We start from the raw sequence: 26,201 nt of genomic DNA, 5'->3' as shown, positions 1-26,201 counted from the left end.
ATGCCGCATTCCATGACGGTATCGGGAGACTCGTTCGTTGCGCGGGCACTGGAGTCGTGCTTGGCTCCCCCGATGAACTTTCTGTTGACGGCGAGTGGCCTCCGTAACGAGACGCTGCGGGATGCGCTGCGGGACATGCTGGGTAGGCCGTTCGGATCAGCGAACGTCGTGTTCGTTCCCACCGCATCAGTCGCCGAGCCCGGGGACCATGGATGGTTCGTCGCGGACATGAACCGGCTGCACGGGCTGGGCTGGCGGGAGTTCGACGTGCTGGAGCTGAATGGCCTGCCCCGGCAGATGATCCTCGACCGACTGCTTAACGCCGACGTCATCTACGTTGAGGGCGGCAACCAGTACCACCTCGCGCGCAGCATCACCGGCAACGGCCTGTCCGACGGCTTCCTGGAGGCCCTGGAGAGTCGGGTCTACGTGGGGGTCAGCGCCGGTTCAATGATCTTCAGCCGTAATCTCACGGGACACTCTGCCGACGTCATCGGGGACACCACCGACCTCCATGCACTCGGCGCGACGTCCGTGGAGCCGCCGTTCGGCCTCTTCGACTGGTATCTCAAGCCTCACCTGTACTCACCGGATTTCCCCGAGCGGGACGACGCCTGGGCTGATCGCGTCGTTGCGCGCGCGGACTTCCCGATCTACTTCATCGACGACGAGACGGCCGTTCGCGTCAGGGACGGCAAGGTGGATGTCGTTTCCGAAGGCCGGTGGCGGTTCCATCCGTGACTCAGCACACGCGGCGGGGTTCGGACAGGTCAGTGCTGCGCCCAGGGCGAACTGATGCGGAGCGGCGGGGCGAAGCCGCTTGCGCGAGGTGGTCGGGAGTGACGTTGTGCCGTGCGGGACGGTGCTTGCGGCGGATGAGCGGCCAAGCCTCGGCGTGATGCGGTCCAGGTGATCAGTGACTCGCTCATCCCCCGGGGGGCGTTCGTGGTCGAGGCAGTGCCGGCGGGCGCGCATGATCCACGCCCCCGGTACCCGTACACCGCTCCCCGAGACGGGGACGCGGATCGCTGCTCGCCATACGGGCATTGGGCGTGATGCGGTCTCGCGTCGCCTGCGCAGGGTCGCCGGCCGGTGGGACGCGGTCATCTCTTCTCGACGGCCTCCCGGGACCGCACTGTCCCGGGGAGGCGTATGGGCATCGCGGCCCCGGCCATGACCCCGGAGCCCTGCAGCGAGGACCACGGGAGCCGGAATGCGCGCGCGACAAGCCCCTGGATGCTTCCACCCGGACCCGCCGCTGGCCGCGATCCGAAGTGTCACGTCGTCAGTGAGGCGACCTTCCGGCTGTCAGGCGCGGCACCAGGAGTCATTGTCGAGGTGGGAGCCTGCCATCGGTCCCATCCGTAGCATGCCCCCTTCCACGGCCCATGAGGCCCGGTGACATGTGAGGATTCGGGCCCGGCGAGGAAGGCGACGGCCGCGGCGACCTCCCGCACGTTCCGCCGTCGCGGCCTATGCCGGCGCCGACCTTCTGACCAGCAGCCTTCAACAGCTCCCCTCCGGCTACGCCCCACTCTTCGGCCGCGCCGAACCGAAAGTGATGTCACCTCCATCATGACAGGTCAGAGGGTGTTTGCGTAGGAGGAACAGCACAGGCGAGCAGCCTGTTCCGCCCTCTGCGGGACACTCAGAATCTCCGTTGTGAAGCAATCGGGGAAAGTCGATCAGGACGACATCGTGCGAGCGCGGAATGGATTGCTCGCCTCGGGACGCCGCACTCCGCGTGAGGAATTCGACGCATGTTTAGGTGCTCGCTCAGGTCAGCCCCGCCTCGTACTTGCCCCTCTTGGCCAGGGCGCCGCAACGTCTGAGCTACGACTGCCGCTCGGGCAACAAGCATGTGGCCTGTCCCGCCCTGCGGGAGGAGGCGGTGGCCGTGGCACGGTCCATCGATCCGGCCATGCCTGCCCGCGCCGACGTTCTGTACGAGGCCCTCGACACCTGCCAGCGAGAGCTGTGCGTCGTGGGCCGACGCGACGAAGGACTTGCCATGCGCGCCGAGATGCTCGCCATCGGCCGTGCGCAGGCCGAACTGTCCGGAGGCCCCGTGGTCATGGGGCTGTACGAGTGGGCCGCCGGGCTTTCCGATGAAGGCCGGTGGGCCGAGGCTGCCGACCGTCGCCGGCTCCAGCCCGGCCGCATCGTGCACCCGGATCGCGGGTCGGCGTACGCCTCCTACGAACCGCGCTGCGAGATACGCCGGTTGGGACTACGGCAGAGCGTGGGCCGGACCTGTTCGTGCTGTGACAATGCCGCCGCCGAGAGCTTCTTCGCGCTGCTGCAGCCGGAGATCAACACCCGCCGCCGCCCGACCGGACCACCGCACGCGTGGAGATCTTCACCTTCATCGAAACCTTCCACAACCGCAGAGGGCTCCGGAAGCATCCGGCCTGGGGGTGCCTCACCCCGCTGGAGATCCGACAGCGACACGAGCAGCAACACATCTTCGCAGCGCAAACACGTCTGTCCGGCATCACGGGGAACTTCCGCTTTCCTCTCGTCAACCAGTGCTGCGTGCACATCTGTTCAGCGCGCACGCATGGCGCCGGCGCCACAAGCCAGGCCATCCCCGGGCAGGTGGAAGCCGTGGTCAAGGACAAAGTTCAGCCCATCGCATAGCGCCACTTTCGTGCGTGACGGTGCCGTGCCGAGTGGCGAGGGTGGCAACAATGAACATCCCGCGGCCGTGCTCGTCCTCCGCGTCGGTGTGCGACGGCAGGGGGGACTGCGAGCCACCGTCGATGACCTCGATGCGAAGGGCGCCGCATCGCATGCAGCGGACCCGCAGGGCTGCCGGCGGGAGAGCGTGGACGACGGCATTGGTGACCAGCTCGGAGATGATGAGAAGCGCGTCTTCGCATGCCGAGGGCGGCACTCGCAGACGCGCCAGGAAGTCGTGCGCGAGGCGGCGGATCCGGCTGACGTCTTCGGCGCCGGCGCCTACCACGACGAGGTACCTGGCTTCTTTGTCATCCGTGTCGGGCCAGGGTCCGTGGCGCTGGCCCTGACCGGAACCAGGGGCCGTGGCGCCGGGATCCGCGTCGAGCAGTTGCACCGGCCCGGCCGGTTCAGGGAGCACTTGGGTAGTCATGACAACCTCGCGCCTTCCGCGTGGGGGCCGAGCGGACTCCGACCCCGCCCCAAACTGGTAATAACCAGATATGACCAGACTGAACCCGGGGTGGAGAGGTTGTCAATTGGGTCCAAGGAGATTTTCGGCAGGCCTCAGGGCGAAACGGCGCGGAGGGGGATCGCATGCATCAGCGTCCGCTCCGGTTCCGGGCGCGGAAAGCCCGACGGTGGGACTCCTGCATCTGCTCCAACGGATCACCGTCGATCTCCCACGGCCAGGCGGTGGCGACTGCCGACATGGCCTCGAAGACCGGCCAGGCGTCGCGCGGGCGCGTGGCTTTCGTCAGTACGTAGGCGAGGAGGTTGAGGTCGGCGAGTGCTGCTGCGTGCCTGAGGAATCCGGGCTGCGGCCAGGTGGCGACAGCGTGGTCGACAAGGGCGCTTTCGTGCGGCTGGTTCCAGTGCCGGTGTGCGGTCAGCGCTTCGATCCCGCCGGCTGCCAGAGCTCTGCGGTACCGGGCGAGGGAGTGGGTGAGGCTGAGGGCCGCCACGGGGGCTCCGGGGGGCGCGGCGATGGCGACGGAGTCGAGGAACTGCACGGTCAGGGCACTGGATCCACATTCCTCCGGGGAAACGTAGCCCAGCATCTCGCGGTGTGCTTCCCGGTTCCAGCGGTCGCGCTCTTTGACGGCCTCCCACACGGGCTGCACCGCCGCGCCGGAGGCCCGCTGCATCCGGTGGCAGCTGAGCATGGCAACCCAGGGGGCGGGGTCCGGGGGCGCGAGCGCCGCTGCGTGCCGGCACAGACGCATGGTGGCGTCGATGTCGAGAGCCGCACCGGTGGCGCGGGCCCTGTGGATGTCGGCGAAGACCTGGAGGAGCAGGGCGTCGGCGCCGGCAGGTTCCCGGCTTCGCCAATGGTGGGCCAGGACGGAGGCTTCGGGGATGGTGCTGAGCACGAGCAGGCGGTGCATGCGCCGGTCCCAGTCGTCTGCCGCATCGCGCAGTACCTGCTCGATGGGGTACGTGAGGGCCCCGCGGTCGTTGGCTTCCGCCAGGTTGTCGCCCTGGGCGGCGATCTGGGCTTCGAGGTGGGTCAGAGTGCGGGTGAGCTGGCTGTCGTCCAGTTGTGGGCACAGTCGGCGGGGTGGTCTCTGTCGTCTTCGGGTCCACATGGTCACCTGCTCCTTCCTCCGTTGTGTCCGTGCGGCAGCGGGTGCCGGGGCCGCTGCCGCACGAAAGCTGTCAGGCCGTGCGAGGCGTCTGTGCCTCAGCGAGGGACGTCCCGGCAGACTCCCCCAGGGCGGAGGTCGTGTCTGTGGCCGTCACGGCGAGCAGAGCTGCTCCGAGGAGCCCGGCGTCCGCACCGAGAGGAGAGATCTCCACGGTCGGTGCGGTCCGCCAGGCCAGTCCCCGTTGCAGGCTCCGACGGACCGGGGTCGTGAGGAGGTCTCCGGCCGCTGCAATACCGCCCGCCAGGACGATGCGCTGGTGGTCGAACAGGACCGTCGAGGTAACGAGTGCCCTGCCGAGGGCGTCCGTCGCCTCGGCCCAGACGCGGGCGGCGTCCGGGTCGGTGCCGAGGCGTGCGGTGATGTCGGCGGCGGTGTCCGCACTGCTGCCGGTGCGGCGGTAGCGACGGACCAGGGCGCTGGCTGCGGCGTAGGCCTCGACGCATCCGCGCTGACCACAGGGGCACGGCTCGCCGTCGGCGTGCACGGGGATGTGGCCGAACTCCCCGGCGATGCCGCTTGCGCCGTGTATGACTCGGCCGTCGCTGACGATGCCGGCAGCCAGACCGGTACCGAGCACGACCACGAGCAGGTCGCTCACGCCGGCTCCGAGCCCGAGCTGCCGCTCCGCCAGGCAGGCGGCCCTCACATCGTGCTCGAGGGTGACGGGCAGGTGCACGGCGGCGGCCACGGCTGCGGCCAGAGGTGTGTCGCGCAGGCCGAGGTTCGATGCGAAGCGGACGATTCCGGCGTCGGTGTCGATCAGCCCTGGAGCGGAGAGGCCGACGGCCCTGACGCCGGGCCGGACGAGGGCGGTGGCCGCCTGCACGACCGCGGCGACGACAGCGTCTGGTCCCCTCGTTGAGGGCGTGGGAAGTCGCAGGGTTTCCTCGGCCGTCCCTTCGGCGTCGTAGCGGGCTGCCTTGATCGTGGTGCCGCCGAGATCGACGGCGACAACATGGGCGGGGCGTGTCATCAGTACCTTTGTCCGGCGGGCTTGTGGCGGGCAATGGAGCGGTAGTAGGCCCGTTGTTCCAGCCGGGAGGCGGCGAGCGCGTCCACCACGACGGTGACGTGGGGGTGCAACTGGAGGACCGAGGCCGGGCAGGCCGCGGTCACGGGGCCCTCGACGGCAGCAGCCACCGCGCGGGCCTTGTGCGGGCCGGTGGCGATCAGCACGAGGTGGGACGCCTCGCCGATCGTCGCGAGTCCCTGGGTGATGACGTGGCGGGGAACGTCCTCGATGCCGCCGAAGAAACGGGCGTTGTCGCGGCGGGTGTCGTCGGTGAGGGTCTTGAGCCGGGTGCGTGAGGCCAGTGAGGAGCCCGGCTCGTTGAAACCGACGTGGCCGTTGACCCCGATGCCGAGTATCTGCAGCCCGACGGGCCCTGCCTCGGCGAGGCAGCGCTCGAAGCGGCGTGCTTCCGCAGCCGGGTCGGGTGCCGTGCCGGAGGGCAGGTGGAGTCGCGCGGGGTCGAGGTCGACATGGTCGGCCAGCTCGCGTCGTATCACCTGGGCGAAGGACTGCGGATGGGCGGCCGGGAGCCCTACGTACTCATCGAGCAGGAAAGCCTCGATGCCGCTGAAGCTGAGGCCCTCGTGACGGTGGCGCCGGGCCAGATCCCGATAGACCCCCAGGGGGGAGGAGCCCGTGGCCAGCCCCAGCGTTCTCACGCCCTCCGCCAGCGCCTGGTGGACGATGCCGGCGACCGTGCGGCCGGCGTCCTCCGCATCAGGGCGGATCACCACCTCCATGTCACAGCCCCTCGCCGTTCGGGGCCACCGCGCGGAATGTCTCGCTCATCTCCTGGGCGGTGGCACGCGCCGCCGCCGAGCTGGTGGCGTCGAGCACGGCGGCCGCCAGGCTGCGGCACTGCTCCAGCGTGAGCTCGGCGAGCGCGTCGCGGACGTCGGCGACGGCTGGGGCGGCCATGGACAGGCCGCTCACCCCGAGTCCGGCCAGAACGGGCGCCAGCAGCGGATCGGCGGCCGCCTCTCCGCAGACACCCACGGGCCGGCCCAGGGCCTCGGCCGCGCCACACACCGTGGCGACCAGGGTGAGCAGGGCCGGCTGCCAGGGGTCCAGGAGATGGCCGAGGGTCTGGGAGGTCCGGTCGGCGGCCAGGCTGTACTGGGCCAGGTCGTTGGTGCCGATGCTGGCGAAGTCGACATGAGGCAGCAGATCGTGCGCGCGCAGGGCCGCCGACGGTACTTCGATCATGATTCCGACGTTCTGTACGCCGCAGCTGCGGGCGAGGCCGGCAAAGTGGGCGGCTTCCTCTGCAGTGGTGACCATCGGCGCCATGACCCTCATCCGCGCGCTGGTGCGGCGCTGTGCCGTAACAAGGGCTGCGAGCTGGGTTTCGAGGATGCCCGGCCGCAGCGTGGCCGTGCGCAGCCCCCGCAGCCCGAGAGCGGGATTGTCCTCACGGGGCAGGTGCAGGAAGGGAAGGGGCTTGTCCGAGCCGGCATCCAGGGTGCGCACCGTCACCGTGCGCCCCTCGAAGGAGTCGAAGACCTGGGAGTAGGCCCGAATCTGTTCCTCGAGCGTGGGGGGTTCGCGGCGGTCCAGGAAGAGGAACTCGGTACGGAACAGCCCCACCCCTTCGTTGTCGGCCTGTGCCGCGCGGACGGCGTCCGCGGGAGTGCCGATGTTGGTCAGGAGCTGAACGGCGTGATGGTCGGCGGTGCGGCCCGGCCCTTCGGTGCGGGACTGTGTGCGGGTCCGGGCGTCGTCGAGGGCTTGCTGCCGACGTTGGGGCGAGGGGTGGGCCTCGACGGTGCCGGCCCGGCCGTCGAGGAGGACGGGGATGCCGTCCTGCAGGGCGCCGGCCTGGGGGCATCCGACCACCGCAGGCAGACCGAGTGCGCGGGCGAGGATGGCGGTGTGGCCGGTCGGGCCGCCCTTCTCGGTGATCAGGCCCACCACGTCACCGCCGGCCAGCTGCGCGGTGTCGGCCGGGGAGAGGTCCTCTGCGGCGAGGATGAACGAGTGTCCTGGACGGGGTATGCCGGGCATGGGCACGTCCATCAGGAGTGCGACGGTGCGGTTGCGGATGTCGCGCAGGTCGGCGGCGCGTTCGGCCATGTATCCGCCGGCTTGCTCAAGTTGGGTGCAGTAGGCGTCGATCGCGAGGGAGAGGCTGTGGGCGGTGGGCACGCCTCGGCCGATGTGGTGGGCGGCGGCCTGGACCAGGGCAGGGTCGCCGGCCATGGCGGCGCCGGCCTCCAGGATGGCGCCTGCCGTGCCGCCTGTAGCGATGGCGGAGAGTTGCGCGGCCACTTCGGTCAGGGCCTGGCGTACCCGCTGGACTTCGTGGGCCGAGTTCTCACCCGGTGCTTCGTCGGGGTCGGTGATGACCGGCGGCGTCATGCGGGCCAGGGGGGCACATGCCACCCCGGGGCTGACGCCGTAGCCGGTCATCGTGATCGAGGTGGGGCTCACGCGTCGAGCTCCTTGCTCAGCAGGGCCGCCAGTTCCTCCAGGACGGTCTCCGCCTGCCGGCCTTCTGCGGACAGGGTGACCCGGTCGCCGTAGCCGGCGCCGAGCGTCATGACTCCCAGCATGCTGTCGGCGGCCACGGGGGGCTTGCCGTCGACAGCGATCGTGACCGACAGGGGCGCCCGGGAGGCGGCCTGGACGAAGGCGGCGGCGGGCCTGGCGTGCAGGCCGCTGTGTGAGCCGATGGAGACGACGCGCTGCGCCATGGACGGTTTTCCTTTCGAAGGGCTGTCGGAGTGCGTGGGGCCGTGTCAGGCCGCGGGCTGGGGCTGGCGTTCCTGATCGGCCTCCGGGTTGTCCTCCTCGCGGCCGGGGGTGCGCAGGTTCCAGCGGCGGATGACGAAGCGGAACAGCACGTAGTAGAGGGCGGCGTAGCCCAGGCCTATGGGAATCAGCAGCAGCGGGTTGGTGGCCTTGCCCCAGTTGAGTACGTAGTCGATGAGACCGGAGGAGAAGGTGAACCCGTGGTGGATGTCGAGGGCGTTCACCAGGGCGAGGGACGTTCCGGTCAGCACGGCGTGTATCAGGTACAGGGGCCAGGCGACGAAGAGGAAGGCGAACTCGATCGGCTCCGTGATGCCGGTGAGGAAGCTGGTGAGTCCGGCGGAGAGCATGATCCCGCCGACGGCCTTGCGGTGTTCGGGGCGGGCTTCGCGCCAGATCGCCAGGGCTGCGGCGGGAAGGGCGAACATCATGATCGGGAAGAATCCGGTCATGAAGATGCCCGCCTCGGGGTCGCCCGCGAAGAATCGGTTCAGGTCGCCGTGGGTGCCGTTGTGGTCGCCGAGGATGAACCACACGACGGAGTTGAGGATGTGGTGCAGGCCCAGCGGGATGAGCAGCTTGTTCGCGGTGCCGTAGATCCCTCCGCCGATGATGCTGTTCTCGTCGACGGCCTCGCCGACCGCGGTCAGACCGCTGTTGAACAGCGGATAGACCAGGCTCATCAGAACGCCCACCACGAGAGCGGTGACCGCGGTCAGGATGGGCACGAGTCTGCGGCCGCTGAAGAAGCCGAGATAGGGCGGAAGCACCGTGCGGTAGAAGCGCTGCCACAACACGGCGGCGAGCAGGCCGATGACGATACCGCCCAGGACTCCGAAGTTGACCACCGCCTGTTCGCCGGCCAAGTCCTTCTCGCCCTCCAGCACGACCGGCGACATCGCCTTGAAGACACCGTCCAGGACGAGATACCCGACCACTGCGGCAAGGGCGGTGGAACCGTCCGCCTTCTTCGCGAACCCGATCGCGATACCCACGGCGAAGATCAACGGCAGGTGGGTGAACAGCGCTCCGCCGGCGGCCGAGATGACGTGTGCGGTGTCCTTCAGGGCGGAGAAGCGGCCCAGGACGTCGTCCTGCCCCAGCCGGAGCAGCAGGCCGGCGGCCGGAAGCGTGGCGATCGGCAGCATCAGGCTGCGGCCGAGTTTCTGCAGGCCCGCCAGGCCGGGACGGCGGCCTGCGGACGTGGATGTACTGGTGCTCATGACAACCTCAAAGGCGTGTGCAGGGGGGCGGGACGCGGAGAGCCGGACGGGTACGTGGCAGCCCGAAGCTGCCGGATTGGCCGAACCATCAGCTCTGGTAGTGACTGGTAATGACCAGTTGACCCTCAGCATGGCCCCGCACCCGGGGCATGTCAATGCTTCGACGCAGCAGAACGCCGCGGCGCGTGCAATCCGCCACGAGCGGGCACAGGCGCTGCCGTGATGAAATCGAGGCCTGGCGCATGCTGCATACTGGTAGTAACCAGTCAGAGAGGTGCGATGAAGCCTCCCGGAACCGAGAGTGGGGTCGCAGTGGCTACACAGCAGATCGCCGCCAAGAGCATGGTGCCCAAGCACGCACAGCTGCGCGCGATTCTGGTCGACATGTGCACCAACCGACTCTCCCCCGGCGACGCACTGCCGAGTGAGCGCCAACTGTGCCTCGACCACGGGGTCAGCCGGGTGACGGTACGCGAAGCCCTCAGTCAGCTCGTGGCCGAAGGACTGGCCGTGCGGGTACACGGGCGCGGCACCTTCGTTGCCGAGCGGACACACCGCTCGGAACTCGGCCTGGCCTCCTTCCACGAGGACATGCGCCGACTCGGCCTGGAGCCGGGCACCGTCGTACTCTCGACCGACAAGAAGGCCCCCACCTCAGCCACCGCCGCGGCTCTCCGGATGACCGAGAAGCAGCAGTCATGGCACGTCCGCCGCCTCCGGCTGGCCAACGGGACGCCCATCTGCGTCGAGGACGCCTGGTACAGCGCCGACCTTCTGCCGGAGCTGGACAGCGTGGACTTCACCGCCTCGATCTACGACACCCTGGGCTCACGGTTCGGATATCCCGTCGACCGTGCGGAGCAGACGGTCGGGGCAGGGTCGGCCTCCACGGAGACCGCCGCCCTCCTGGGCATCCGCAAGGGCACTGCCGTCATGACCTTCGACCGCATCGCCTACAGCGGCGAGCAGCCCGTCGAGCACGCGTACTCGTGGTTCCGCGCCGACCGTTACCAGTTGCACATGACCCTCACCGAGCACTGAACCCCGGCCCGAGGCATCCCGGGCGGGAGTCATGCATTGACCTGCACGCACGCCACTAGCCGTATTGATCACGAGCGTTGTCGACACGCAGGGTCTTGATCGTGCTGAAGGCCTCCGTGTGTGGTGGAGGTGTCGGATCTTCACCGCACGGAGGCCTTCGTGTCCCACCGTGATGCCCGGCTGACCGTCTTCGGGAGGCGGCTGCTGGTCGAACGTGCGCGTTCCGGACGTCCGGTCGCTCCTGTGGCCGCCGAGATGGGGCGCTCGCGGGCCACGGCTCACAAGCGGATGCGCCGATGGCGGGCGGAGGGCGAGGCCGGCCTGCAGGACCGCTCCAGCCGGCCACGCACCATCCCGCACCGCACGGAGCCCGAGGTGGAAGCACGTGTCTGTGAGCTGAGGCAGACCCGCAGGCTGAGCCCGGCCCGCATCGGCCCGACCCTCGGACCGCCCGCCTCGACCGTGCACCGCATCCTGACCCGGCACGGTCTCAGCTGGCTGATCCTGGCCCGACCGGCCCACCGGAGAGCCCGTCCGCCACCAGGAACGGGCCCGGCCCGGCGAAATGGTCCACGTCGACATCAAGAAACTCGGCAGCATCCCCAACGGCGGCGGCTGGCGCACGGTCGGCAGCTCTGACGGGACGCCGCCGCCACCGCACTCGGCGCGGCCACCCCCCGATCAGTCGTGTGAACAACGCTACGAGTCAATACACCTAGCCAACTGTTTGACATGTACACGCTTTTCAGGGTTGCCCGCCCCGCCCCCCTGGGCTACCCTTCTGGTCATAACTGGTAATTACCACTTCCCTGCGGCGTGCTCCTCACTTCGGCGCGGCGCCGCATCACTCCGCTGATCAGGAGGGGCACCCATGTCCAAAGCCCGACTCATCGTCGAAGGGCTCGGAGGAGCAGACAACATCGCCGACATCGAGGCCTGCATCACCAGGCTGCGCACCGAGGTGAACGACCCGGGCGTCGTTGACGTGGGCGCCCTCAAGAGAGCAGGCGCCCACGGGGTCCTGGTGTCGGCCGGAGTCGTCCAGGTGGTCGTCGGCCCCGAGGCGGACTCCCTGGCCGAGGACATCAAGGAGCTGCTGTGAGTCTTGCCGTCTACGCCCCACTGGCCGGGACCCTCACGGCACTCGGCAAAGTCCCCGACCCGGTTTTCGCAGCTCAGATGGTGGGATCTGGAGTGGCGGTGGAGCCTCCCCACGTCGCCGGGCCCGTCGACGTCGTAGCGCCGGTCGCCGGCACGGTCGCCACGCTGCACCCGCATGCGTTCGTGATCCATACCAGCAGCGGGGCGGCCGTCCTCGTGCACCTGGGCATCGACACCGTGCGGCTGAAGGGAGAAGGGTTCCGCGCGCATGTCGCCGAAGGAGAACAGGTAGAGGTCGGCCGGACTGTGATCACCTTCGACCCGAGCGCGGTCCGGGCACTCGGCCTGTCCGCCATCTGCCCGGTTGTGGTCCTCGACAGCCGGCCCGGATCGACGCAGCCGCCGTCCGTCACCGGCCCGGTACCGGCCGGGGCCCTGCTGTTCAGCTGGGCGGCGCTGTGACAACGGCCGACGCCCGTCCCCCGAAGAGGACCGGCGGCCAGGGGCCCGGCTCCCGTCCGCCGTGCGAAGCGGTCCTCCTGGACCTGGACGGCACCCTGGTCCTCAGCGAAGAGGTCCACCGCCTCGCCTGGCAGGCGTTCTTCGACACCTGGGGCGTCGAGGTGACCGACGCCGACTACGAGCAGCAGTACATGGGGCGACGGCCCGGTGACGTCATCGTCGGCGTTCCCGGGCCCTGGACGGGCGCCGACGCACAAACCGTGCTGTCCACCATGACCGCCTTCACGCTGGAGCACGCCGGCAGCGTCGAGGTCGTTCCCGGTGCTGCCGCACTCATCCGGCGGCTGCGCGTGAAGTATCCCGTCTCCGTCATCACCAGCGCCGGTGCGCTGTGGGCCCAGCACCTCCTCGACAAGGTCCTCGGCGTACGCCACTTGGTCGACGTGGTCATCACGGCAGAGGACACCACGTCCGGGAAACCCTCCCCCGAGGGCTACCTCAGGGCCTGCACCGCCCTGCGGGCGCGGCCCGAGCACTGCCTGGCCTTCGAGGACTCACCGTCGGGAGTCCGCGCTCTGGTCGCCGCCGGTGTCCGGGACATCGTCGGCGTCACCACCACCACCGCCGCGGCCGACCTCACCCTGGCCGGAGCGCGCTGGACCGTCCCCGATCTCACCGCCGCGAGCGTGCGCAGCATCCGCGGCGCCCTCAGAACACACTCCCCGAATGCGGGACGCAACGACGAGGAGACCGAAGCATGAAAAGACTCGAGGTGGCCGTGATCGGTGCCGGATTCATCGCCCGCACCCACGTGCCGGCCTGGATCGCCCTCGGAGCACGTATCCGCATCTTCTCCACCGACGACCAAGCCGCGCTGCTCGCAGAGGAGTTCGGCCTCACCAAGGCCGCTTGCCTCGATGAAGCCCTGGACGGGGCATCGGTCGCCGACATCTGCACCCCCACCGCCACCCATCGCGACATCGCCCTGGCCGCCTTCGCGGCCGGAGCGGACGTCCTGTGCGAGAAACCCCTCGCCCTGACACCGCAGGACGCCCAAGAGATGGCCGAAGCCGCCCACAAGGCCGGACGCCTGCTCTACCCCGGACACGTCGTGCGATTCTTCCCCGCCTACAGCCGGCTCCGCGACGCCCTCGCCTCCGGGGCGGTCGGACGCGTGGCCGTGGCCCGCTTCACCCGCACCGGCCGCTATCCCACGTGGAGCCCCTGGTTCGCCGATCCCGCCCTCTCGGGGGGCATCGTCACCGACCAGATGCTCCACGACATGGACATCGCCCGGTGGCTCTTCGGGGAGGTCGTCGGCATCCACGCCACCCAGCGCGGCCACCTCACCGCACCTGCCCCGGAGGCGCCCGTCGCCACCGGCAGCGCCACCCTCACCCACGAATCCGGCGTGATCTCCCAGGTCCTGGGTGTGTGGGGCCCGCCCGCCAGTCCGTTCCGCTACACCTTCCACGTCGCCGGCTCCAACGGCACCCTCACCCACGACTCCCTCGCCCACCCGTCGTTGCACCTGACCGGTTCAGCCGGCGCCCAAGCGGGCGCAGTACCCACGGGCGACTTCGGCGAAGACCCCTTCGCCGCTCAGATCCGCGAGTTCGCGTCCGCCTTCCAGGGCGGCCCCGCCCCGCGGGTGAACGCCCTGGACGGTGTGGCGGCAGTCCGGATCGCCGCAGCCGCCCGCCGCTCCGCAGCTACCGGGCTGGCCGTCGCCGTCCACGACGCAGCCCCGCGCACGCTCACGGAAGGAAGCCCCCGATGAAGGTCGCCCTCCTGTCCTTCGCCCACGTTCACGCAGCGACGTACATCCAGCTGCTGCGCGACCGAAGCGACATCGAGCTCATCGTGACCGACCCCGACGCCGACCCCGGCGACCCCACCCGCGGCAAGTCCCTGGCCGACGAACTCGGTGTCTCCTACCGGGCCGATTACGACGAGGCCCTCGCAGAGCGTCCCCGGGCCGTCATCGTCGCCAGCGAGAACGCCCGCCACCGCACACTCGTCGAGCAGGCCGCCGCCGCAGGTGCTCACATCCTGTGCGAGAAACCCCTGGCCACCACCGAGGACGACGCACGCGCCATGATCGACGCCTGCGAACAGGGCGGCGTGAGCCTCATGACCGCCTACCCCGTACGCTTCCACCCCGCCTTCGCAGCCCTCCGGCACACCATCGCCGACGGCACCCTCGGGCCCCTCCTCAGCATCCACGGCGTCAACAACTCCCGCCCCCCAGGCCTGGTGCGCCCCTGGTTCGCCGACCCCGTTCTCGCCGGAGGCGGCGCCATCATGGACCACACCCTGCACATCGCAGACCTCCTGGACGTCCTCCTCGAGGGCGAGCAGCCCACCCACGTCCACGCCGTCGCCAACTCCCTCCTCACCTCCAGCACCGACGGACCAGAAGTGGAGTCCGCCGGGCTACTCACCCTCACTTACCCGCGAGGGCTCGTCGCCACCATCGACTGCAGTTGGAGTCATCCCGCCACCCACCCCACCTGGGGCGGTCTCACCCTCACCTGCGTCGGCGAGCGCGCACTCGCGGAATTCGACGCCTTCCCACCGCTCCTCACTGGTTACGACACCGCCCAGGCCGCCGCCCGCTGGGAACCCGCCGCCATCGACCTCGACGCCGCCATGCTCGAGAGTTTCCTCAGCGCCGCCCGCACCGGACAACGCGCCCACCCCGACGGCGAGACAGGCCTGCGCACCCTCAAAACCGCCCTCGCCGCCTACGCCTCGCTCCACACCGGCCAACCCGCCGCCATCACAGGAACCTGACCAGCCCACAAGATGCCGCGCCAGGCGAGGGCCTTCACCGCCACCCGGGACACCTGTACCGCGCTTCGAAGGTGGCGGTCTCGTCAGCGTTGCGGTCCTCTTCGAGGTACATCCAGCGTCCGGCCTCGGCGTCGTCCTAGAGCCGGTACACCTCGGCCAGACGCCGACGGAGCGTCAGGTCGTGGGGGAAGGATGAGACGAGACCGCGCAAACGCTGGCGCGCTACGGGAACCCGGCCGGTGGCCAGGTCTGCATCGACTCGGGCAAGGGTCTCTCTCAAGGACATGAGCACATGATCGGGTACCGCACTGATCCACGTCGACCTGGTTTGCCGCTCAGCACTCGCTCGCTCTCAACGGCATCGACGAAACCCCACTGAGACGGGACGCCATCGCTTGTCGGGACAGAGCTCAGCGAGCGAGTCCCCTGGTGCGTGTCCTTCAGGCCCGACGTTCGACGGCGCATGATCTATTGCAGCGAGGTTTGAGTGATGGTCATCGAATTTCGAGTGGTCGATTTTGCTCCTGCGCGCCCTACTTGATTCCGCTCTGCTGTTGGCCGGCGGAGTGCGAGCGTCGATGGGCTGCGACTCGTTCTCGGGTTGCGCATCGTCGGGAGCAGTAGCGGCGTTCCGGGCCGCTGCCCTGCGTGATGAAAACGTTCTGGCAGCTGGGTGATGCGCAAATCCTGCCGGGCGGGCACTGACGGTCCCAGACGAGGACGGTCAGAGCCATGCACGACGAAGCGAGAAACCACTCATCCCAGGGCGCGTTGTCGTCGTGGTCGAGGTGAGGATGCCAGGGGGTGCTGCCGCCGTGCGAGGTCAGGCGGAGCGGGCCCGTGTGCTCCTGCAGGAGGCGGTTGAGAGTGGCTGCGGCGTCATCGGCATGCTCGGCGGCGAAGACTTGCCGCAGCAGGGCGGCGGCTGCACGCATCCCGGCGATATCGCGGGTGGTGAGGTCGATGGGGTCTGTCTCACCGTAGGTGCGGAGCACGTCGGCGACCTCAGCCGGGTCTGGGCAGTCGTCAGCGAGAGCGTTGATCAGCGCGGCGGTCCGCCGCGCCGTGGTCAGCACGGAGTGCCGGGTGGACCAGTCGTTGCTGTTGGAGGACACCGAAGGAATGTAACGCATCTTGTTGAGTTTTAGGTTACCTCCGTAACGTCTTACCAGTGAAAAAGAGTTACTCACTCCCCTCCTATCTAGCCGGAGCCGTGGCAGCCCGTGCCGGGGACGAGATGTCAGGACCGGCGCTGATGCTGGCAGGGTTCGCCCTGGCCGGATCGGCCACCGACGCGTCGATGCTGCTCGCGGGCATAACGATCTCCGCCACGGTAGGCGGGCCGGTACTCGGGGCGCTCCTCGACAGGGCGGCACGGCCGGGACGCTTGCTGGCTGGGGCCCTCGTCATCTATGCGGCGGGGCTGGGGACGATTCTCGTGGGCCTCAGCCGGTTGCCGTTCACTGTCACCGTCCTGATCGCCGTGGTGACGGGACTGCTGGGGCCGGCCCTGTCGGGCGGATGGACGTCTCAACTGCCCGAAGTGGTGCATGGCGACCGCCTGCTCCGGGCGAACACGTTCGACTCCATGACGTTCAGCGTGGCGAGTCTGGCCGGTCCGGCTCTCGCTGGAGGTACAGCAGAGACGCTGGGAGCCCCAACGGCCGTAGTGGTCTCCGCGACGCTCATCACCCTGGCGCTGCCCGCCGCGTGGATGCTGCCCACCCGCCCCGGTGGGGCTCGGGACGCTCAGACAACCCCGCTGATCAGCGATCTTGCTGCCGGAATGCGGATCATCGTCGGAAAGCCGGCCTTGGCCCGAGCGACCCTCACTTCGGTCATCGCCTGTATCGCTCAGGGCATGCTCACGGCGTGCGTCCCGCTCCTGGGTGAGCACGCTCTAGGCGGAGCCGGCCGCGGCGCGATGCTGCTCTCCTGCACGGCGGTCTCCGCACTGGTGGCTACCGCTGTACTCGCCCGATTCCCGCGTTCGGCCGCCCCCGACACGATCATCTGGGCCGGTGCCCTCGTCCAGGCTGTCGCGCTGGCACTGGCAACATGGAGTCAACCCGTCGTGCTCATCGTGGCCGCAGCCATAGTGGGGATTGGGGAAGGACCTCAACTGGCCGCCATGTTCGCCATCCGTCACCGGGAGGCCCCACAACGTTTGCGCGGCCAGATCTTCACCACCGGCGCCAGCCTGAAGATCACCGGATTCGCCTTGGGGGCAGCAGTTGCCGGACCGATCGTGGTGTGGTCCCTTCCAGGCGCCTTGGCGCTCGCAGCGAGTGTGGCGGCCCTCGCGGCACTGGCGTTCTTCACGATCCCGGCACGAAGGCGTCTGGGCCCTCACGCCGCTGCCGGGAGCTCGGCCGTGTCCACGGCCTCCTCCGGCCCCGTGTCACGGCGGGGCGGAGGAACCTGAGCCGTGGTCGGTCGCGGCATGCGGTGTCTCTTGGTTGACGTGTCAGGAGCTGGTTGTGGTGGGCGACGGTCGGCAGCCGCCGCCTGTCCTCCGGCGGCTGGGCCCGGCGGGCCGTCAGCGAGACCACGCCGCTGGGCTCTGCCCAGGGCGGCGGTTCGTCGGCGTCGTCCAGGTCCGCCTCCGGGGGCGGGATCTGCGCGGCTGCCCTGTGGGCTTCAACGGCGACCACGTCGGCACTGGTGGCGCCCCCGCGAATCGCGGCGGCCACGCCCTGCTCGACGGCGGCCGCAGGCATCCGCCGGTGCAGCAGCACAACCTCGATCAGCGCCCGAGTCCCGGCAGCGTCCGCATGGGTGGCCCGGGCCGCGGCCCAGAACGCTTCGTGGACCTCGGTGAACGAACCATTCTGCCGAGCGGTGACCAGTGCGGTCGATCCGCCATCGCTCCGGGCAAACCCTGCCGTCGCCGGGTGGACGGAGCAGCGCATTCACACCCAAGAGGGCGCGTCGCGCCGAGGCGCGGGCGCGGAGCGGGGAGCCCTCGTGTCACTTTCGCCAGAACAGATGGTGCGTCACGCCGCTCGGGCTGGGCACGACCTCAAGGTGGAACCGGTCGAGCAGCTCTTCGGGGGAGTCCCAGAGCCGCAGTCCGGATCCGAGCTTCACCGGTGAGACCGCCACATGCATGGTGTCGATGAGGTCGGCGTCGAGGAACTGCCGGATGGTGGTGACCCCGCCGCCCAGTCGGACGTCCTTGCCCTGAGCCGCCTCCCGCGCCTGTTCGAGGACCGTGGCCGGTTCGCCGGCGACGAAGTGGAACGTGGTGTCGGAGAGCGTGAACGAAGGACGCTTGTGGTGGGTCATGACGAACACCGGAGTGCGGAACGGGGGCTCGTCTCCCCACCAGCCGCACCACTCATGGTCCTCCCAGGGCCCGCGCTGGGGCCCGAACTTGTTGCGGCCCATGATCTCTGCTCCGATGTTGCGTGCGTAGTCCCGCGTCAAGTGGTCGTCGAGGCCACGGCTGCCCCCGGGGTCCGTGCGCATGGGCCAGCTCGCCGTGGCGCCAGCCCACGCGAACAGCTTCGCGGGATCGACGCCGTGGCCGAACGGATTCTCGAAGGTCTGGTCCTCACCGGCACCGATGCCGTCACTTGAGATGTTGAAGTTCTGAACCCTCAGTAGCTGAGTCACGTGTTTCCTCCTGCGTTGTCAATGACGGTGATGAGACTCTCCAAGCCGCGAACACTCATCGCTGTGTCCAGGACGGGCCAGAATTCCGTCGTCCGGCGCCCGGCAGCTCAGCTTGGCCCTGAGCCCCTTGACCGCCTGTCGGTATCATCAACCGCATAGTCCATCCGTCGAGCCTTTCACGGCCTCCCTGATCGCCAGGTGGAGCTGTCCCTGCCCCACAGCTCCGGTGCCGTCGAGGGCAACAGCAACCGGCTGAAGATGCTGAAGCGACGCTGACGACCCGGCACATACCACAACAAAGCCGTCTGTCCCCAGCCCTGCCCGAGTCGGCGTCCGTGCCGGAAGTCGAGGACGTATGACCCACGACATGTGGAGTTAACACCCGGAAGCCCACCACCGGCCGGGTATGCGCCTGACCAGCTACACCGTCGTGGCCACCGACGGGCCCATCGGCACGGTCGAAGAGTCCACCGAAGAGCTCCGCTCCACCTACGTGGTCGTCGACACCGGCCCGTGGCGGCCCGTGGATCTCCGGCAGGCACGTGCTGCCACCGGCCGGCACCGTCGTCCGCGTCGACCGCGACGGGGAAAAGCTGATCGTCAACCGGACCCGGGACGAGATCAGGGACGCGCCCGCATACGACGCGATCCGCAGCGCTCGCCCCAGAGCACGTCGCCGTACAACGCCGCCCCGCCACCAGGTACCGGCCGATGCGGCACGTGACCCGTCCTCACCACACAGCCGGACGTTTCCGCAGGCCCGCACCCTGCCGCGGGCGTGCGAGGTTGCGGCGGACGGTGGGACGCGTCGAGTATCAGGGCCTTCCGGCGCCGTGGCGCTCACTCCCTGCCCTGCCGACGGTACTCTTGCGGGCTCAGGCCGTACGCGTGGCGGAAGGCCCGGCTGAAGCCCGCCGGATCAGTGAACCCCCAACGGGCCGCCACGGCCCGGACTGGCTCCCGCTCACGCGAGGGGTCGGCCAGGTCGCAACGACAGTGTTCCAGGCGGCGCTTGCGGATCCACGCTGAAACCGTGTCACCCTCCGCCTCGAAGAGCCGGTGCAGCGACCTCACCGACATGCTGTGCGCGGCCGCGACGGCCGCCGGCGACAGGCTTGGGTCAGCAAGATGCCGCATCACGTAGTCCTGGATGCGCAAGAGCATCGTCTGCCGCGAACAGGTCGGTGTGTCCGCCGAATCGGCTTCCAGTTCATGGGCCAGCACGGCAGCGGCGAGGTCCACGACAATCCGGGAGAGGCGCCCCGCGTCGGCACGGGTGAGGGCCGGGGCCTGCCGCAGGGTCTGGCGAACAGCAGTCGCCAGCAGTGCGCCTACTCCGCTGTGTCCGGAAAGCCGGCGAGCGGTCAGGCTCCGGACCGCGCCGGCGGGGAGACGCAGCGTGTCATGAGGGAACTGCACCACGATCCCGTCCGCCGTGACATCCGGGAGGGCCCGCGCCTTGAACGGCGCGGAAGTGTCGTATAGGACAATGTCGGTCGGGGCGAGCCACGCCTGCCGGTCATGCTGCTCGATCCCAGATCTACCGCGAAGGGTGAGCGACAACTGCAGCAGTCCTGGGTCGGCGCGACGGATCAGCCGCGGTGTCCTGCGCGCCTCGAACGACAGGCAGCGCACCCGGGAGATCTGTACCGTCCCGAGATCGACCGCAGTCATCTCGGCCCAGAAACCGAGGACATCCTCGCTGGAGGCGTGGACAGGCACCACTGATCGTGCAACGGCCTCCCACCAGAACGAGAAGCGGTCGGCCGGCGCGAGTCCGTCCATGTTGATCACGCTGTACATCTGCACACCCCCGCTTGAACCGGTCGGTCACTGAGACGGGCAGGGCCGCTCGAGGGTTGCGGGGGGACTCTGAAGCGGTGCCGCCGGGCGGCCCCATGTAACCCAGCAGGCACACGGCGACAAGCACCTGGCACTCGATGACAAGGACACGACCAGGCACACCCGCAAGACTGTTCGCGACGCCGGACCGCACCTTGGGTCGTCCGGCGTCTCCTTCTGCCGAGGTCCAGAAAGGACGGTCATTGGTGTCATACATTCCGCGACGCACCGGGGCGATTGCCGTGGGGGCGTCGCTCACTCTGTCTCTGCTGGTGGTCGGAGCGCCGTCCGCCACGGCCGACACGAACTGCGGGAGCTGGCCGGGCAATGGGATCGCCCATCATGACGTGAAGACGCGAACCGTGACGCACGGTGGACGAACGGTGAAGATCGCATTGGTCAATCAGAGACTCAGCGATCACTCGTTTGCGGCGATCCGGAGCGGCTACCGGTCGGGGGACCAGACCTGGGTGGACCGCTCCACTGACGGCGGCAAGAACTGGACGCAGTGCGGCCCGTTCAACAGGCAGTTCTCCAACGATTTGAACAACCTGCACTACTCCATGCGGGCGTGCGCCCGCTTCAACGGGGCGAGCTTCTGCACTGGCTGGTACTACGACAACGACTGAGCATCCCCGGTCCGGCGCCGGTCCGGCCGCGGACCGGGGCCGGACTGCACGGCGTTCGGCTGGCCAAGGCGTCCTGAAGACCGATCTGTCGGCCAGGCCCCGTGCGGAACTCGCTGCCGACCCGGCCGGTGTGTCCTGATAGGGGCCTTCGCGACAGGCACCCTCACAGCCCCGACCACCCGGGGCGGTGCAGGTCTCATCTGCCTCAGGCTTCAGGGGGCGGGCTCGCCGATTCGGCGGCGCGGCGGTATTCGGCGTTGAGACGCTGGGCTTCCTCGAGCTGGTCTTCGAGGATGATGATGCGGCAGGCGGCCTCGATGGCGGTGCCCTGATCAACGAGTTCGCGGGCGCGGGCGGCGATGCGCAGTTGGTAGCGGGAGTAGCGGCGGTGGCCGCCGGCGGAGCGAAGCGGCGTGATCAGACGGGCTTCGCCGATGGCGCGGAGGAAGCCCTGGGTGGTGCCGAGCATCTCGGCGGCCCGGCCCATGGTGTAGGCGGGGTAATCGTCGTCATCGAGACGGCCGAACGAGTCGTCTGCGGTCATTGCACCTCTCTGTGGAACACGCCGGAGGGGCCCTGGTGCCGCACGGCACCAGGGCCCCGAAGGAACTACACCATCTGCCGGCCCTGATACTGCGCCGGCATTCTGTTTCCGCAGACCCGACCGAGATGCTGTCGGGTGTGCGGGGATCGCGGTTGCTTGACCGGAGACCACCTCGCTAACGATGTCCTGCGGTACCCGGGCTCAGGCTTGCCACCCGGGCGATCCTGATGGTGCTTGCCCCTCCGTTCTTCCTCTGGGATCAATCACTTGATTTCTGCTGGTACTGCTACGGCCTGTCACAGCGCCGCTCTTCGACAGTCGGCCCCGTGCCCGTCCTGCGTCTGCTCGACTTGGACCACTGCCGAACTCCCCGGTACGCGCGCTGCAGCTGACGCCTTTACCGAGGAACCACTGTCACCACACTGCTGGTACTTCGCACTGCACTTACCGATCGGGCACTTCGGTACTGCTCGCGACAGCCCCTGTCACTGCGGGCCACCCGGGTACGGTCGTCAGTCCCGTCGCCGTCCTGCTACTGCTGTGGCTTCGGACTCCACCACCGCACCGTCCTGCGTACTTCGACTACCTGTACTGCGGTACTGCTGCCCGGCAGGTCGTCTCTGCCAGGCCCTACGGTCTTTCTCGACTACGAGAAAAACCATAACCGCATCACACCCGAATGTCTACTCCAGCCAGCATAGATTTTCGCGTGTCCGGTAGGGAGGTAATCGGCGTCGAACGCAGCAGGTGCGCCGTCGGCGGCTTCAGCTGCCCAGAGACCGCGACCGTCCCTCGACTGGGCTGAAGTGCCGTGACGCCCGACCGATGAACGCCATGAAGGCCCGACCGCCTCCTACACCGCCCGCTGCCATCACGGACGACGCACCGTCGACCCGGGCCTTCACCCACGGCTCCCGCGTGCCGGTCGCGTCGTACAGGGAGAGGGAGGACACCAGGTGCGCCCTCTCGGCAGCGGAGTGTCCGTCGACGGCGACCTCGACCGCGCCATGGTCGGCTGGGCCAGTTCCGTGGCCGAGGCCGCAGTTCCAGCGAGCCGGCGGCCAGGGCGGGGGCGGCCGGACAGCGAGGCAGCAGCAAGACGCCGGCTCCGGCGAGCAGCGGCAGGCGCTCTTTCCGCGTCTCCCGCCTCGCCGGGCGTGCGGCTGACACTCCGCGACGGCGCGGAGACTCGGAGCGGTACACCCGGCCCGCGAGCGTGATGAGTATTTCGTCACAGCCGGGCTGTGCTGCGACCACAGAGGGGGGAAGGGCGTGGCCCGGTACGGGACCGCGTAGGGCGGTCCGCCGCATCCGGAAGGAGGGTCGCGGCCTTGGCCCTCCAGCCCCTCCGTGGCCGAGATCACATCCCATCTCTTGCCCCCTTCACCAACACTGGTCAGGCAAATCGGTCGACATCAGGAAGGGGTGAGATGATTTGGTACGTATGCGGGCATCACGACGTGTCCTGGCCGCCGCGGTCGTCGCCGGAACGGCCGTTCCCGTGTTCGTGGGGGCCGAAGCAGCGGACGCCGTCGCGGCCGCGCCGAAGGTGAGGTGCACTTCGGCGAAGGCTGGGCTGGCCGCGAAACTGCAGCGGGACATCACGACCGCGCTCAGGGGCAGCACGGCCATCACTGCCGTGTCGCTGCACGATCGCACGACGGACACCGTGTGCACGCTGCGGGCGGACCAGAAGTTCGACTCCGCCAGCACGGTCAAGGTCACCGTCCTGGCGACACTGCTGTGGGACGTGCACAGGCACAACCGCCACCTCACTCCGCGTGAGACCGAACTCGCGACCGCGATGATCACGAAGTCGGACAACGACGCGACGACCGCGCTGTGGCAGCAGCTCGGAGTGCCGAAGATCAAGCACTTTCTGTCTGCGGCGGACATGACCCGGACGGTGCCGGGCAGCAACGGCCACTGGGGCTTGACCCAGATCACGGCCGGTGACGAGCAGAAGCTGATGAACCTGATCACGGGCAGCAACAGCGTGCTCAGCGACGAGGCGCGCGCCTACGCCCTCAAGCTGATGAACAAGGTCGTCCCTTCACAGCGCTGGGGTACACCGGCAGGCGCGCCGAACTCCGCGGTGTTCCATGTCAAGAACGGCTGGCTGTCGCGCGCCACACACGGCTGGCGGGTGCACGGCCTGGGCGCCTTCACCGGCCGCGGGCACGATTACACCATCACCGTGCTCACCCACGACAACGAGACAATGGCCGCCGGAATCGCCACCACCGAAGCGGTGGCCCGCGCGATCCACAAGGGCCTCAACCCCACGGCGAACGCCCTCGAAACCAGTACGGGCTGACTGCGCCACCCGGATCGCCGAGGCGACCGCCCGGCTCGTTACGCGGGCTGCGGTCGAGGCTGTGCTGTTTCCCGGGGTCGATGTGCGAGTGGAGCGCGTCAGCGACTCCTCCCCGTCCTTGGGTGGAGGCGGTGTCCACCGCGCGCCCGCGCCGGTGCCCGGACTGCCGGAAACAGGCGAGGCGTAGACACCGCTCTTACCAACGCGTCCTGGATGAAGGGACGTTGGGCGCACGACGGGGCATGGTCCGGTTGCGGGTCCGCCGGTACTTCTGTGACCGGAAGAGTTGTTCCCGCAGGACGTTCGTCGAGCAGGTGCCGGGCCTGTCCGAGCGGCACCGCCACTCCAGCACCGTGCTGACGGGCTGGCCGCGGCCGGTCGCTCGCAACATCCCGGGCCCGCCCTGTGGCATGTGATCAGCGAGGAAGGCCTCCCCCATGACCTTCACGGGGAGGGGAGGCCTTCACATCCGACTGCCCACGTCGGGCAGGGAACCTACGGATGCCGCCACCGGGACGGGATCCGGCGTCGCCGAACCGCAGCCGAGAGCCCGTCGGCGACGCTGATGCCCTCCCCTCCCCCAATCCGGCGCTTCCCTGTTGGCACCCGGACCATCCCCCGCGGGCGCGACACGGTGTGAGCCTGCCGGGCACCCACCCAGCGGGCCATCCTCACAGGCGAGACGGCCATGCCGCGCGGCGTCGCCCTGAAAGGGCCGGCGCCCCGACGTGACCGCCGAGAACACCTCCGCTCCCACAGCCGAGTACGGCTTCAGCAGTCCCCACAGCCCGCAGACCTGCCGAACGCACACCGACCGTCATCACACTCACCCCGACAGGGCAGGTGGATGGGACAACCGACTCCCCCGCCGCGTGACCCGGGCAGCGATCTCCATCGCCAGCCCGCCGACGGTGCCGAGCAGCCCGAACAGCGCCGTCAGTACTAGCAGGAGCAGCCCCATGTGGTCGTCCAGGGCCCGGGCCTGGACCGTGGTGGCCGCGACGCTGCCTGACTGCGCGCTGAGCGAGAAGCGGGAGTCGTTGGAGTTCGCGCGGTGGTCGCCGAGCAGGAACAGCCTCCCTTCGGGCACCACCACGTCGTACGCGGGGGCCGTGCCGGACGGGTCGCCGTCCTTCATGTACGGCTCCGTCAGCGGCCTGCCGTTCACGGTCACCGGCCCGCCGGAGCTCTGACGGACGTGATCGCCGCCTATGCCGATCACACGACGCAGCACGGGCCTGCCCTCGTAGCGGTCCTCCGCCCGGTGGAGCACCACGTCGCCCCGCCCGACCTCCCCCGCGTCGATTCGCTCGAAGAAGACGCGATCACCCCGCGGGTACGTCGGGTCCATGGAATTGCCGCTGACGGTGACGGTCGTGTATCCGGTGCTGAGGACCACGATCGCGCCCACGGCCGCGGCCAGCCCCGCTGCGCCCAGCATCCGTCCGGCGAGTCGCGGTCGACGGCGGCCCGTCATGACACCTGGCCGATCGGGTAGAAGTCCGGCTCCGGCATCAATCGCGCGATGGAGAAGGGTTCGAACTCCGGGTCGGTCAGGACACGGTAGACGAATTCGGAGGTGGACATACTCACCTCGTGCCAGGGGTACGGGTTGCCCCGTGTGACGATCGGCCAGGTCGCCGGATCCTCCTCAGCGGAGGCCAGCCAGAAGTAGCTGCACTCCATCTCCGCGAAGGCCCACGGGATCAGGCCTCGGCGACCGGGCCGGTACGTCTGGTACGGCTTGAGGACGGGATCGGGACCGTCCTCGGGGCTGGTGTCGAGGTATGTGTGCCAGATGTGCGTCAGGTCGAACTGGCGCGTGGCATCGACACTCAGAACCCTCATGAACTCCGAGAATTCCCCCGTGCCGAATGTCTCGGCGAGTCTCTTGTAGTCCTCGGGCAGCGCCGTGCCGAGGTCTTCTTCCATGCTGCTCCAGGGGAGTTCCAGCCGAAGCGGCTCCCAGTTCGTGGCCGCGGCGAGGCGCTCGACCCACATTCCTTCCACACTCCGATCGAAAAGGCTCAGGACACTGAAGAGACTGGGACCCGGGGGGCGCACCGAATGTTTCCGTCCGGCTTACAGCAATGCGAGCTGACCGCAGGAAGCAGAAGAACACGAGCTTGCGGAGTCGCAGCGTGCTTTCTAATCAGGCCTCTGACGTCCAGTCAATTCACGTGACATACAGGACAATCGATGCTCGCATGAAGTGACGTTCGTCCGATTCTTCTGCCCATTCGCGCCGGATCGGCGGGGTGGTGTACAACCGCCCGGTTCACCTGTCAGCTCACCGAAAGCCGAGCTCTTACATGTCGTCCAATGAACCCACGGAAGACGCCGTACAAGGAGAGAACGAACGCGAGAGCGTCGAGCGCTCCCCGGACCGGCGGGGGTTGCTGATCGCCGGCGTCACCCTCCTCGCCTGCTTCGGGCTCGTCAGTTACGGCATGTTCAGCACCGAGAAGCCGCCGAAGCCGCAAGCTGCGCCAACGGCCGAGGTGACGTACGAGGTCACGGGGTCGGGGACCGCAGAG

General features: G+C 68.9%; 24 protein-coding genes and 4 pseudogenes. 12 read left to right on the top strand and 16 right to left on the bottom strand.

The genetic code is table 11. The features are described 5' to 3' along the window. The first annotated feature begins 72 nt into the window (after positions 1-72). Positions 73-741 carry a peptidase E gene (locus tag QRN89_RS35075; protein ID WP_290353458.1) on the top strand — a complete coding sequence of 223 codons (669 nt, stop codon included), beginning with the start codon at positions 73-75 and terminating at the stop codon, positions 739-741. 567 nt (positions 742-1,308) lie between these two features. Here the strand turns inward: QRN89_RS35075 and QRN89_RS35070 are convergent. Then, positions 1,309-1,469, bottom strand: a pseudogene (locus QRN89_RS35070) (SDR family oxidoreductase); the annotation flags it as partial. A gap of 880 nt (positions 1,470-2,349) precedes the next feature. Here QRN89_RS35070 and QRN89_RS35065 point away from each other — a divergent pair. Continuing rightward, on the top strand, positions 2,350-2,640 hold the full coding sequence (locus QRN89_RS35065) for a hypothetical protein (RefSeq protein ID WP_290353457.1): 291 nt from the start codon (positions 2,350-2,352) through the stop codon (positions 2,638-2,640). On the opposite strand, the gene QRN89_RS35060 is transcribed toward QRN89_RS35065, so the two are convergent. The 7 genes from QRN89_RS35060 to QRN89_RS35030 form a co-directional block, all read right to left on the bottom strand. Next, positions 2,612-3,112 (bottom strand): ATP-binding protein, encoded by a 501-nt coding sequence (locus QRN89_RS35060; RefSeq protein ID WP_290353456.1) that lies wholly within the window; start codon positions 3,110-3,112, stop codon positions 2,612-2,614. The two genes, QRN89_RS35065 and QRN89_RS35060, sit on opposite strands and share 29 nt — an antisense overlap. A 169-nt stretch (positions 3,113-3,281) precedes the next feature. Next, the gene (locus QRN89_RS35055; RefSeq protein ID WP_290353455.1) at positions 3,282-4,274 is read right to left on the bottom strand and encodes a hypothetical protein; all 993 of its coding nucleotides are present in this window, start codon (positions 4,272-4,274) and stop codon (positions 3,282-3,284) included. A 64-nt stretch (positions 4,275-4,338) separates the two neighbouring features. Then, complete coding sequence (locus QRN89_RS35050; RefSeq protein ID WP_290353454.1) at positions 4,339-5,301, bottom strand: ROK family protein; 963 nt, start codon at positions 5,299-5,301, stop codon at positions 4,339-4,341. After that, on the bottom strand, positions 5,301-6,080 hold the full coding sequence (gene nagB / locus QRN89_RS35045; RefSeq protein ID WP_290353453.1) for a glucosamine-6-phosphate deaminase: 780 nt from the start codon (positions 6,078-6,080) through the stop codon (positions 5,301-5,303). Before nagB ends, QRN89_RS35050 begins: the two co-directional genes overlap by 1 nt. A 1-nt stretch (position 6,081) precedes the next feature. Continuing rightward, positions 6,082-7,749 (bottom strand): phosphoenolpyruvate--protein phosphotransferase, encoded by a 1,668-nt coding sequence (ptsP, locus tag QRN89_RS35040; protein WP_435833313.1) that lies wholly within the window; start codon positions 7,747-7,749, stop codon positions 6,082-6,084. A gap of 17 nt (positions 7,750-7,766) precedes the next feature. Continuing rightward, a complete protein-coding gene (locus tag QRN89_RS35035; protein WP_290353451.1) occupies positions 7,767-8,033 on the bottom strand; it encodes an HPr family phosphocarrier protein in 267 nt (88 codons plus the stop codon). A 45-nt stretch (positions 8,034-8,078) separates the two neighbouring features. After that, positions 8,079-9,314: a PTS transporter subunit EIIC gene (locus tag QRN89_RS35030; protein ID WP_290353450.1), complete on the bottom strand. Its 1,236-nt coding sequence runs from the start codon at positions 9,312-9,314 to the stop codon at positions 8,079-8,081. Positions 9,315-9,626: 312 nt separating this feature from the next. On the opposite strand from QRN89_RS35030, the gene QRN89_RS35025 reads away from it, so the two are divergent. From QRN89_RS35025 to QRN89_RS34995, 7 genes and pseudogenes are all read left to right on the top strand, one after another. Then, positions 9,627-10,355, top strand: a complete 729-nt coding sequence (locus QRN89_RS35025; protein WP_290353449.1) for a GntR family transcriptional regulator — start codon at positions 9,627-9,629, stop codon at positions 10,353-10,355. Between the two features lie 159 nt (positions 10,356-10,514). Then, a pseudogene (locus QRN89_RS35020) lies at positions 10,515-10,977 on the top strand (helix-turn-helix domain-containing protein); the annotation flags it as partial. A gap of 249 nt (positions 10,978-11,226) precedes the next feature. Beyond that, positions 11,227-11,457: a PTS sugar transporter subunit IIB gene (locus tag QRN89_RS35015; RefSeq protein WP_093659907.1), complete on the top strand. Its 231-nt coding sequence runs from the start codon at positions 11,227-11,229 to the stop codon at positions 11,455-11,457. After that, a complete protein-coding gene (locus tag QRN89_RS35010) occupies positions 11,454-11,918 on the top strand; it encodes a PTS sugar transporter subunit IIA (protein ID WP_290353446.1) in 465 nt (154 codons plus the stop codon). Before QRN89_RS35015 ends, QRN89_RS35010 begins: the two co-directional genes overlap by 4 nt. Further along, positions 11,915-12,679 carry an HAD family hydrolase gene (locus QRN89_RS35005; protein WP_290353444.1) on the top strand — a complete coding sequence of 255 codons (765 nt, stop codon included), beginning with the start codon at positions 11,915-11,917 and terminating at the stop codon, positions 12,677-12,679. The genes QRN89_RS35010 and QRN89_RS35005 overlap by 4 nt, the downstream gene beginning before the upstream one ends. After that, positions 12,676-13,698, top strand: a complete 1,023-nt coding sequence (locus QRN89_RS35000; RefSeq protein WP_290353443.1) for a Gfo/Idh/MocA family protein — start codon at positions 12,676-12,678, stop codon at positions 13,696-13,698. The genes QRN89_RS35005 and QRN89_RS35000 overlap by 4 nt, the downstream gene beginning before the upstream one ends. Further along, complete coding sequence (locus QRN89_RS34995) at positions 13,695-14,714, top strand: Gfo/Idh/MocA family protein (protein WP_290353442.1); 1,020 nt, start codon at positions 13,695-13,697, stop codon at positions 14,712-14,714. The genes QRN89_RS35000 and QRN89_RS34995 overlap by 4 nt, the downstream gene beginning before the upstream one ends. A 14-nt stretch (positions 14,715-14,728) precedes the next feature. Here the strand turns inward: QRN89_RS34995 and QRN89_RS34990 are convergent. Then, positions 14,729-15,000 (bottom strand): annotated as a pseudogene (locus tag QRN89_RS34990) (DUF6584 family protein); the annotation flags it as partial. 247 nt (positions 15,001-15,247) lie between these two features. Then, positions 15,248-15,847, bottom strand: coding sequence for a CGNR zinc finger domain-containing protein (locus QRN89_RS34985; RefSeq protein ID WP_290353441.1), 600 nt, complete (start codon positions 15,845-15,847; stop codon positions 15,248-15,250). Between the two features lie 38 nt (positions 15,848-15,885). On the opposite strand from QRN89_RS34985, the gene QRN89_RS34980 reads away from it, so the two are divergent. Next, complete coding sequence (locus QRN89_RS34980; RefSeq protein ID WP_290353439.1) at positions 15,886-17,139, top strand: MFS transporter; 1,254 nt, start codon at positions 15,886-15,888, stop codon at positions 17,137-17,139. A gap of 196 nt (positions 17,140-17,335) precedes the next feature. Here QRN89_RS34980 and QRN89_RS35925 read toward each other — a convergent pair. From QRN89_RS35925 to QRN89_RS34970, 3 genes and pseudogenes are all read right to left on the bottom strand, one after another. Continuing rightward, a pseudogene (locus QRN89_RS35925) lies at positions 17,336-17,598 on the bottom strand (IS21 family transposase); the annotation flags it as partial. A gap of 86 nt (positions 17,599-17,684) precedes the next feature. Continuing rightward, complete coding sequence (locus QRN89_RS34975) at positions 17,685-18,332, bottom strand: dihydrofolate reductase family protein (RefSeq protein ID WP_290353437.1); 648 nt, start codon at positions 18,330-18,332, stop codon at positions 17,685-17,687. Positions 18,333-19,172: 840 nt separating this feature from the next. Beyond that, a complete protein-coding gene (locus QRN89_RS34970; RefSeq protein WP_290353435.1) occupies positions 19,173-20,135 on the bottom strand; it encodes an AraC-like ligand-binding domain-containing protein in 963 nt (320 codons plus the stop codon). Positions 20,136-20,380: 245 nt separating this feature from the next. Between QRN89_RS34970 and QRN89_RS34965 the strand changes: the two genes are divergently transcribed. Next, positions 20,381-20,803, top strand: a complete 423-nt coding sequence (locus tag QRN89_RS34965; protein ID WP_290353433.1) for a hypothetical protein — start codon at positions 20,381-20,383, stop codon at positions 20,801-20,803. A gap of 205 nt (positions 20,804-21,008) precedes the next feature. Here QRN89_RS34965 and QRN89_RS34960 read toward each other — a convergent pair whose 3' ends face one another. Next, the gene (locus QRN89_RS34960; protein WP_290353431.1) at positions 21,009-21,347 is read right to left on the bottom strand and encodes a MerR family transcriptional regulator; all 339 of its coding nucleotides are present in this window, start codon (positions 21,345-21,347) and stop codon (positions 21,009-21,011) included. 1,444 nt (positions 21,348-22,791) lie between these two features. Between QRN89_RS34960 and QRN89_RS34955 the strand changes: the two genes are divergently transcribed. Then, on the top strand, positions 22,792-23,664 hold the full coding sequence (locus QRN89_RS34955; protein WP_290353430.1) for a serine hydrolase: 873 nt from the start codon (positions 22,792-22,794) through the stop codon (positions 23,662-23,664). 826 nt (positions 23,665-24,490) lie between these two features. Here the strand turns inward: QRN89_RS34955 and lepB are convergent. Next, a complete protein-coding gene (lepB, locus tag QRN89_RS34950; protein ID WP_290353429.1) occupies positions 24,491-25,141 on the bottom strand; it encodes a signal peptidase I in 651 nt (216 codons plus the stop codon). Next, complete coding sequence (locus tag QRN89_RS34945; protein ID WP_290353427.1) at positions 25,138-25,674, bottom strand: SMI1/KNR4 family protein; 537 nt, start codon at positions 25,672-25,674, stop codon at positions 25,138-25,140. The genes lepB and QRN89_RS34945 overlap by 4 nt, the downstream gene beginning before the upstream one ends. Between the last annotated feature and the right edge of the window lie 527 nt (positions 25,675-26,201).

The organism is Streptomyces sp. HUAS CB01 (assembly GCF_030406905.1).
GTDB lineage: Bacteria > Actinomycetota > Actinomycetes > Streptomycetales > Streptomycetaceae > Streptomyces > Streptomyces chengbuensis.
The sequence above is the reverse complement of the archived record's forward strand: the minus strand, read 5'-3'. Positions and strand labels throughout refer to the sequence as shown.